Origin of the sequence: Hallella sp. (assembly GCF_037460745.1) — a bacterium.
In the GTDB taxonomy this organism is placed as follows: domain Bacteria; phylum Bacteroidota; class Bacteroidia; order Bacteroidales; family Bacteroidaceae; genus Prevotella; species Prevotella faecis.
Genome location: NZ_JAXVAE010000096.1, coordinates 59173 through 68608 on the forward strand (window position 1 = coordinate 59173; position 9436 = coordinate 68608).

Below are 9436 nucleotides of genomic sequence, written 5' to 3' on the forward strand. Positions count from 1 at the left end.
CCATGGCACCAGAATGCCATAACCCTCGAATAACAACAACTATGTCAACAACCAAAGATAAGGGCTTAACCCCCATGATGCGACAGTTTTTCTCGCTGAAGGCCAAGCATCCCGACGCACTCATGCTGTTTCGCTGCGGCGACTTCTACGAGACCTATTGCGACGACGCCATTGAGGCATCGCGCATACTCGGCATCACGCTGACCAAGCGAAACAATGGCGCTTCGGTAGGCTCCGAGATGGCCGGATTCCCCCATCACGCCCTCGACACCTATCTGCCCAAGCTCATCAGGGCGGGCAAGCGAGTGGCCATCTGCGACCAACTGGAGGATCCCAAGAAGAAACGCGAGGCCATTAAGGGAAAGAAAGGACTGACCGAGATGGACAAAATGGTGAAGCGCGGCATCACAGAACTGGTCACACCGGGTGTGGCCATGAGCGACAATGTGCTCAATTACAAGGAGAACAACTTCCTTGCAGCCGTCCATTTTGGCAAAACATCGTGCGGAGTGAGCTTCCTCGACATATCCACGGGCGAGTTTCTCACGGGGCAGGGCTCCTACGATTATGTGGAGAAGCTCCTTGGCAACTTCTCACCCAAGGAGGTGCTTTACGACCGCGATCGCAAGGCCGATTTTGAGCGCTATTTCGGTACGCGCTATTGCGTGTTCGAACTCGACGACTGGGTGTTCACCGACCAGTCGGCTCGGCAGAAACTGCTCAAGCATTTCGGCACCAAGAATCTCAAGGGCTTTGGTGTGGATTACCTGAAGGATGGCGTCATTGCCGCAGGCGCCATCATGCAATACCTCGAAATTACGCAGCACACCCATATCAACCACATCACCTCGTTGAAGCGTTTGGAGGAGGAAAAATACGTGCGCCTCGACAAGTTCACCATCCGCTCGCTGGAGCTGTTGCAGCCCATGCAGGACGACGGAACGTCGCTCCTGGGTGTCATCGACCGCACCGTGACCCCCATGGGAGGCCGATTGCTGCGCCGATGGATGGTGTTTCCGCTGAAGGATGTGCGGCAGATAGCCGACCGGCAGGATGTGGTGGACTATTTCTTCAAGCAACCTGACTTCCGCCATCTGGTCGACGAACAGCTCCATCGCGTGGGCGACCTCGAGCGCATCATATCGAAGGTGGCCGTGGGAAGGGTGTCGCCGCGTGAGGTGGTGCAACTGAAGCATGCCCTCATGGCCGTCCAACCCATCAAGACGGCCTGTCTCTACGCCGAAAATGCCAGTCTGCGCCGACTGGGCGAGCAGCTCAACCTCTGTGAGAGCCTGCGCGACCGCATCGAGAAGGAGATACAGCCCGACCCACCGTTGCTGGTCAACAAGGGCAACGTTATTGCCCATGGCTACAGTCCGGAGCTCGATGACCTGCGCTCCATCTCGCGCAACGGCAAGGACTACCTGTTGCATATTCAACAGGATGAGGCCGAGAAGACAGGCATCACCTCGCTCAAGGTGGGCTTCAACAATGTGTTTGGCTATTACCTGGAGGTGCGCAACACGTTTAAGGATAAGGTGCCTGAGACGTGGATTCGTAAGCAAACGCTGGCACAGGCCGAGCGTTACATCACGCCTGAGCTCAAGGAATATGAGGAGAAGATACTGGGTGCCGACGAGAAGATACTCGACCTTGAGGCCCGTCTCTACTCAGAACTGATTGTCGCCATGCAGGAGTTTATCCCACAGATACAGATCAATGCCAACCTCTTGGCGCACATCGATTGCCTCCTGGGCTTCGCCAAGGTGTCGGAGGATAACCTCTATGTGCGCCCGGAAGTGGACGAGGGCGACGTGATCGACATACTTCAGGGGCGCCATCCGGTTATCGAGACGCAGATGCCCTTGGGCGAGCGATATGTGCCCAACGATGTTTACCTCGACACCGAGAAGCAGCAAGTGATGATGATCACGGGTCCCAATATGGCCGGTAAATCGGCTCTGTTGCGCCAAACGGCCCTCATCGTGCTGCTGGCCCAGATTGGGTGCTTCGTGCCCGCAGAGCGCGCTAAAATAGGGTTGGTGGACAAGATATTCACCCGCGTGGGAGCCAGCGACAACCTTTCGCTGGGCGAATCGACCTTCATGGTGGAGATGACTGAGGCCGCCGACATCCTTAACAACGTGTCGCCGCGCTCGTTGGTGCTCTTCGATGAGCTCGGACGAGGCACCTCTACCTATGATGGCATATCCATAGCGTGGGCCATTGTGGAGTATCTGCATGAGCATCCGAAGGCCCGCGCACGCACGCTTTTCGCCACCCACTACCACGAGCTCAACGAGATGGAGAAGAACTTCCCGCGCATCAAGAACTACAACGTGTCGGTGAAGGAGGTCGACGGTAAGGTTATCTTCCTCCGTAAGTTGGTGCGTGGTGGTTCAGAGCACTCGTTTGGTATCCATGTGGCTGAGATAGCGGGTATGCCGCGCAGCATTGTGAAGCGCTCGCAGGTCATCCTGAAGCAGCTTGAGGCCGACAACGCATCGGTGGGATCGGCAGGCAAACCCAACACCGAGCGACTGGCTGATAGTCGCGAGGGCATGCAGATGAGCATCTTCCAACTCGACGATCCTGTGCTTTCGCAGGTGCGAGACGAGATACTCGGACTCGACATCAATAACCTTACGCCTGTAGAGGCGCTCAATAAGCTCAATGAAATCAAGAAGATCGTTACGGGTAAGAGCCAGTGACGTGAGGACAAATCCTGAGGATCGCTATGGGCAAGAACCGTTAGGGTAGGGGCGGCAGGGATTGTTGTCTGCGATTTGCGCTCTAATACCTAAAGGGATAATGTGGTAAATGGCGAGTGGAGACAGGAGCGATTATTGCGAATGTTCTGACAATCTACGCTCTCTCGCCTCCATGTTGTTATACGGAAAAAGCCTCTCAAGGATGTTTTTCTTGCCGGTCTTTTGACCTTGGTGGGCAAGAAAGCGTTCCTTGAGAGGCTTTTTCCTATGTTGTTGGTGTGGCTTTGTAGGGCGAAAGACCAATGGTTGGCGTGTGCCCTACGTGGCCCGTGGTGTTTACTTCAGTGCCTTGAGGCTCTCGCTCAGCGGTTTGGCGCCCAGTTTGGCCATGCCCTTCTTGCAGAAGATGCAGAACAATCCGATGGCGATGAACGGTATGGAGAGCAACTGTCCCATGTCGAAGAGCATGCCCGCCTCGAAGTCGACCTGTATATCCTTGGTGTATTCGATGAAGAAGCGGAACGTGAAGATGAGCGTCAGACAGAGTCCGAAAAAGAGACCTGTGCCCACCTTCTCGCGATGCTTGCGGTAAACCGTGAGGATGATGGCGAAGATGACGAAGTAGGCTATGGCCTCATACAACTGTCCGGGATGGCGAGGATAGGGGTCTACACGCTCGAAGATAAAGGCCCAGGGCACATTGGTCACGTTGCCGATAATCTCCGAGTTCATGAGGTTTCCTATTCGGATGAATGCCGCCGCGATGCCCGACACCACACCAAAGTTGTCTAACACTACCCAGCCAGGCACCTTCGTGTTTCGGCAGTAGAGCCAGATAGCGATGAACATGCCCAGCACTCCGCCGTGCGAGGCCAGTCCGGCGTAACCCGTGTAGTGCCAAGCGCCGTCGGATCCATGATGCATGGGGATGAGCATCTCTATGAAATGGTCGACCGACGAGAGGAAATAGTCGGGCTGGTAGAACAGGCAATGACCCAGTCGGGCGCCCGCCAGTATGCCTATGAAGATATAGAAGAAGAGCGGGTCGAACTTCTGGTCGGGTATCTTCTCCTCGCGATAGATGCGTTGCATGAGCAGGTATCCGAGCGCCAGACCGATGAGCCAGCATGTGGCATACCACCTCACGCCAAAACTTCCGATGTGGAAGATGATTTCGCTGGGGTTCCAATAAATGTAAAGCATGGTGCTATTGTTTTACCAGATGATGCCTTCGGCGGTTTAGACGTTGAAGCGGAAGTGCATGATGTCGCCATCTTGCACCACATACTCCTTGCCCTCGATGTGCAGGAGACCGGCGTCGCGCACGGCAGCCTCGGTCTTATACTTCATGTAATCGTCGTACTTGATGACCTCGGCGCGGATGAATCCCTTCTCGAAATCGGTGTGGATGACACCGGCGCACTGGGGTGCTTTCCATCCCTTGTGGAAGGTCCATGCCTTCACCTCCATCTCACCGGCTGTGATGAACGTCTGCAGGTTGAGCAGGTTGTAGGCCTTCTTGATGAGTCGGTTTACGCCGCTCTCTTCCAATCCGAGCTCGTCGAGGAAGAGCTTCTTGTCCTCGTAGGTGTCGAGCGATGCGATGTCCTCCTCGGTCTTGGCGGCGATCACCATGGCCTCGGCGCCCTCCTGTTTGGCGATCTCCTCGATGAGGCGGCTGTACTGGTTGCCTTCCTTGGCGCTGGTCTCATCCACATTGCACACGTAGAGCACGGGCTTGGTGGTCAAGAGGAACAAGTCGTGGGCGGCTTGCTGCTCCTCCTTGTCGTCGAAGGTTACGGCTCGGGCGTTCATACCCTTGTCGAGCACCTCCTTATAGGCGCGCAGCACGTTCACCATGACCTTGGCGTCCTTGTTACCAGCGGCAGCCATCTTCTCTTGCTTGACCATCTGTCCCTCGATGGTCTCGAGGTCCTTGAGCTGCAGCTCGGTGTCGATGATCTCCTTGTCGGCGATGGGGTCTACTGGGGCGCCACCCTCGCGCACCACGTTGTCGTCGTCGAAGCAGCGGATGACGTGTATGATGGCGTCGCACTCGCGAATGTTGCCGAGGAACTTGTTGCCCAGTCCCTCGCCCTTGCTTGCGCCTTTCACCAGTCCGGCGATGTCTACAATCTCACAGGTGGCCGGTACGATGCGACCCGGGTGAACGATCTCTGCCAGTTCGGTGAGTCGCTCATCGGGCACAGTGATGACGCCCAGGTTGGGTTCGATGGTGCAGAAAGGGAAATTGGCCGCCTGCGCCTTGGCGCTCGACAGGCAGTTGAAGAGAGTGGACTTTCCCACGTTGGGCAATCCCACAATACCACATTTTAATGCCATAATTTGTTGCTTTATTGATTGCCGCTTTGTTGTTGCGGCTTGCCATTTATATTTATTCTAAGGTGCAAAGTTACGAATTTTTCCGGCCTTTCTCCTTGTGCAGGGCTTTATTTTGCTTATTTTCACCTTGTTTGTCTGTTCCACAAACCATTACGCGATATAACATCATGCATCTTGTGTGGTGATATTATATCGCGTAATATGACTTATGGTGCCACAATATGTATAACGTTATATTGTGTGAGCTATTCTGTAGACAGATGGGTTAGCTCCTGTTATATCTCGTGAAATGCCTTGTTGCAGAGCAGGTTGCCTTGTGTTATATCGTGTGAGATGACGTGTGGCTTGTCGGACCATTTTCTCTTATATAACGTAGTGTAGTGTGTGGTACAGTCTGCTCCGCGATGTTATATGTCGTAAGCTACTTTGTGGTGCCATGCGTGTTAGTGGGCCTCCAGCCAGTTGTCGCCCCAGCCGGCGTCGGCGGTGAGCGGCACGTTGAGCTTGGCGGCGCCTTGCATCTCTTCCAAGACGATGCGCTCCACCTTTTCGGCCTCGTTGGGGTAGACCGAGAAGTTGAGTTCGTCGTGTACTTGTAGTGTCATCTTGGAGCGGATGCCCTCGTCCTTGAAACGCTTCCAGATGCGTATCATGGCCAGCTTGATGATGTCGGCTTCCGTGCCCTGTATGGGGGCGTTGATGGCGTTGCGCTCGGCGAAGCCGCGAACGGTTCCGTTGTGTGAGTTGATGTCGGGCAGATAGCGGCGTCGCCCGTATAGGGTCTCAGCGTAACCCTTCTCGCGGGCCATGCGCTTGGCGTCCTCCATGTACTGGTGTACCTTGGGGAAGGTTTCGAAATAGTCGTCGATGAGCTTTCGCGCCTCTCCCGTGGGGATGTCCATGCGTTGCGACAGGCCGAAGGCGGTTATGCCATAGATGATGCCGAAGTTGGCCTGCTTGGCCTTCTTGCGCTGACTGTCGCTAACCTGATCCATGCTCTCTTTCCATATCTTTGCGGCGGTGGCGCGGTGTATGTCGAAGCCCTCGCGGAAGGCCTCGGTCATGTTCTCGTCGGCCGAAAGGTGGGCCATGATGCGCAGTTCGATCTGACTGTAGTCGGCAGAGAACCATCGGCATCCCTCATCGGGTATGAAACACTTGCGTATCTCCTTACCATCGTCGTCGCGAACAGGGATGTTTTGCAGGTTGGGATCCGACGATGACAGTCGTCCCGTGGCGGTGATGGCTTGGTTGAACGACGTGTGTATGTGTCCGGTTCGCTTGTTGATAAGCTTGGGCAGGGCCTCCACGTAGGTTCCCAACAATTTTTTCATGCCGCGATAGTTGAGTATGTCGTCGACGATAGGTGCCTTGCCGCGCAACTGTTGCAGCACTTCCTCGGAGGTGACATACTGTCCGGTCTTTGTGCGCTTGGGCTTTTCCAGGAGTTGCATCTTTCCGAAGAGTATGTCGCCCACCTGCTTGGGCGATGCGATGTTGAACGTTTCGCCCGCCTCCTCGTAAGCATGGCGCTCGTAGTCGTTCATGCGTTCGGTGAAGGTTTGCTGCGTGAGCTTCAGCTGTTGGGTGTCGAGGCGCACGCCATTGAGCTCCATGTCGGCCAGGACCTTCACCAATGGCATCTCGATATCCCAGAACAGACGCTCGGCCCCCACCTCTTTCAGACGGGGCTCGAGCACGTTTTTCAGTCGGAGCGTTATGTCGGCGTCCTCCGCCGCATACTCGTAGACCTCTTGGGGCGATAGGTCGCGCATGTTCTTTTGGTTCTTACCCTTCGGCCCGATGAGCTCCTCGATGTGAACCGTCTGGTAGTTGAGCAGCGTCTCGGCCATGTAGTCCATGTTGTGTTGCAGCTCGGGCTGAATGACATAGTGGGCGAGCATGGTGTCGAACATGCGGCCTTGTAGATCGACTCCATAGTTGCGCAGCACCATGTAGTCGTATTTGATGTTCTGTCCGATCTTCAAAATCTCCGGGTCCTCATAGAGCGGCTTGAAGATGTCGACGTATTCGAGCGCCTCTTGGCGATTGGCGGGGATGGCCACGTAGTAGGCCTCGTTTTCGGTCACGGCAAAACTCAATCCCACCAATTCGGCCTCAATGGCGTTGGTGGATGTGGTTTCCGTGTCTAGACTGAGATTTTTTTTTGTCCTTAAAAAGTCATATAATTCGACCGCTTCTTGCTTATTATCAATAAGTTGATACTTGTGAGAGGTTGTTTTAAGGCTCGAATAGAGCGATTTTTTTGGCTCGTCTGCCCCGTTGGTCGGATTTGCGGCAAATAAATCGAGCTGTATGTTTGCAGTTTTTTGCTTAATTTCAGGTTTGTTAAGAAACCGTTCCGTCATACGCTTAAACTCGAGCTCATCGAACAGTGCGCGCAGTTTTTGCTCGTTAGGTGGTGTGACGCGCATTTCTTCGAGGTTGAGGGCGATGGGCACATCGGTGCGGATGGTGGCGAGGTATTTTGCCATCTTGATATCGTTGATGGCCCCTTCCACCTTCTCGCGCATCTTACCCTTGAGTTGGTCGGTATGGCTGATGAGCTCTTCGGTGTTGCCAAACTGGTTGATGAGTTTCACAGCCGTCTTCTCGCCGACACCCGGGCAACCGAGATAGTTGTCGGACGCGTCGCCCATGAGCGCCAGGAGATCCACCACCTGGCTGGCGCTGGCAATGCCATACTTGGCCGCCACCTCTTTCTCGCCGATGACATCGTAGCCGCCACCATGACGGGGTCGGAACATCTTGACGTTGGGTCCGATGAGCTGACCATAGTCCTTGTCGGGCGTGAGCATATAGGTGTCGATGCCTTGTCGGCCCGCCTCCGTGGCGAGCGTGCCAATCACGTCGTCGGCCTCGAAGCCGTCGGCTTGCAAAACAGGTATGTTCATGGCCTCCAACACCTGCTTGATGTAAGGCACCGACAGCTTGATGTCTTCTGGCGTCTCCTGTCGTTGAGCCTTGTAGGGTGGGAAAGCCTCGTGCCGGAACGTCTTTCCGTGGTCGAAGGCCACCCCCAGGTAGGTGGGCTTCTCCTTGTCGAGAATCTCCTTCAGCGTGTTGCAGAACCCCAGGATGGCCGAGGTGTTGAGGCCCTTCGAGTTGATGGTGGGCCTGCTGATGAAGGCATAGTAGGAACGGAAGATGATGGCGTATGCGTCAAAGAGGAACAGTTTCTCCATAATAATATTTATTTTCACGGTAAAATTACTAAATTTTAGCCATATTATCCGATAAAATAGTTACTTTTGTAGCAAATTTCATTAGAGGCATGGATTACCTATCAGTCATAAAACACCCCATCTTGTCGGAGTTGACCGATTTCGTTGAGCTTTTCAATCGTTCTCTGTCTCACACCGACGGCATGCTCAGTCAGGCGCTCGACCATATTCGTCAGCGCGCGGGCAAGCGCATGCGCCCGATGCTTATCCTGCTCATGGCTAAGAGCGTGGGTCGCGTGTCGGACGTTACATTGCACGCCGCCGTAGGTTTGGAGTTGCTCCACACGGCATCGCTCGTCCACGATGATGTGGTCGACGAGAGCGGTGAGCGACGCGGACAGCAGTCGGTCAACCAGTTGTACGACAACAAGGTAGCGGTGCTTGTGGGCGACTATATCCTCTCCACCGCGCTGCTCCACATTAGCTATACACACAACGAAACCATCGTGAGATACCTGGCCGAACTGGGGCGTACGCTCTCGAATGGCGAGATCTTACAGTTGTCGAATATCCATGCACGCGATATATCGGAAGAGTCTTACTATCAGGTTATTAGGCAGAAGACCGCCGCGCTCTTCGAGGCTTGCTGCGCCATTGGCACCTTGAGTGGTGGCGCCCCTGAGGAGGAGATAGAAAACGCCAAGATGTTTGGCCGAAACCTTGGTATGATCTTCCAAATTCGTGACGACATCTTCGACTATTACGACCAGTCGCGTATAGGCAAGCCCACCGGCAACGATATGGCCGAGGGTAAGTTGACGCTACCCGCCATCTATGCGTTGAACAGTACGCACAACGAGGAGATGCTGGCCATTGCCTATAAAGTGAAGAACGGATCGGTGAGCAAGGAAGAGATAGCTCGCCTGGTGGCGTTCACCAAGGAGCATGGCGGCATAGAATATGCTGAGCGACGCATGTGGGAGATGCACGCAGAGGCGCTTACATTCATTGAGCGCGAGGTGGAAGACGAAGACCTGAAGAGCAGTTTGCGTGCTTATCTCGACTTCGTGATTGAACGTGAGAAATAATAAGCCTTTACTATATACGCTTACAACTCAGACTATTATAACCCTTTGACAGTGGGGGGTGTGTCAAAATTCACACCCTCTTTTAAAATATCACAAAGCCCGAACTTTC

Annotated in this window: 5 protein-coding genes; 2 read left to right on the forward strand and 3 right to left on the reverse strand. The window is 54.4% G+C overall.

Going from position 1 to position 9436, the window contains the following annotated elements:
* The first annotated feature begins 41 nt into the window (after window positions 1-41).
* Complete coding sequence (mutS, locus tag WKK33_RS05960; RefSeq protein WP_337569374.1) at window positions 42-2711, forward strand: DNA mismatch repair protein MutS; 2670 nt, start codon at window positions 42-44, stop codon at window positions 2709-2711.
* Window positions 2712-3047: 336 nt separating this feature from the next.
* On the opposite strand, the gene lgt is transcribed toward mutS, so the two are convergent.
* The 3 genes from lgt to polA all read right to left on the reverse strand — a co-directional run bounded on the left by lgt (window position 3048) and on the right by polA (window position 8260).
* Window positions 3048-3914 (reverse strand): prolipoprotein diacylglyceryl transferase, encoded by an 867-nt coding sequence (gene lgt, locus WKK33_RS05965; RefSeq protein WP_337569377.1) that lies wholly within the window; start codon window positions 3912-3914, stop codon window positions 3048-3050.
* 36 nt (window positions 3915-3950) lie between these two features.
* Window positions 3951-5054 (reverse strand): redox-regulated ATPase YchF, encoded by a 1104-nt coding sequence (gene ychF / locus WKK33_RS05970; RefSeq protein ID WP_337568588.1) that lies wholly within the window; start codon window positions 5052-5054, stop codon window positions 3951-3953.
* A 443-nt stretch (window positions 5055-5497) separates the two neighbouring features.
* A complete protein-coding gene (gene polA, locus WKK33_RS05975) occupies window positions 5498-8260 on the reverse strand; it encodes a DNA polymerase I (RefSeq protein WP_337568590.1) in 2763 nt (920 codons plus the stop codon).
* Between the two features lie 89 nt (window positions 8261-8349).
* On the opposite strand from polA, the gene WKK33_RS05980 reads away from it, so the two are divergent.
* Window positions 8350-9327 (forward strand): polyprenyl synthetase family protein, encoded by a 978-nt coding sequence (locus WKK33_RS05980; protein ID WP_215759278.1) that lies wholly within the window; start codon window positions 8350-8352, stop codon window positions 9325-9327.
* Window positions 9328-9436 lie beyond the last annotated feature (109 nt).

What these genes read in the sequence shown, in the direction of transcription:
- lgt (WP_337569377.1), bottom strand. Translation starts at nt 3,914, where the DNA reads ATGCTTTACATTTATTGGAACCCCAGCGAAATCATCTTCCACATCGGA.
- mutS (WP_337569374.1), top strand. Translation starts at nt 42, where the DNA reads ATGTCAACAACCAAAGATAAGGGCTTAACCCCCATGATGCGACAGTTT.
- WKK33_RS05980 (WP_215759278.1), top strand. Translation starts at nt 8,350, where the DNA reads ATGGATTACCTATCAGTCATAAAACACCCCATCTTGTCGGAGTTGACC.
- polA (WP_337568590.1), bottom strand. Translation starts at nt 8,260, where the DNA reads ATGGAGAAACTGTTCCTCTTTGACGCATACGCCATCATCTTCCGTTCC.
- ychF (WP_337568588.1), bottom strand. Translation starts at nt 5,054, where the DNA reads ATGGCATTAAAATGTGGTATTGTGGGATTGCCCAACGTGGGAAAGTCC.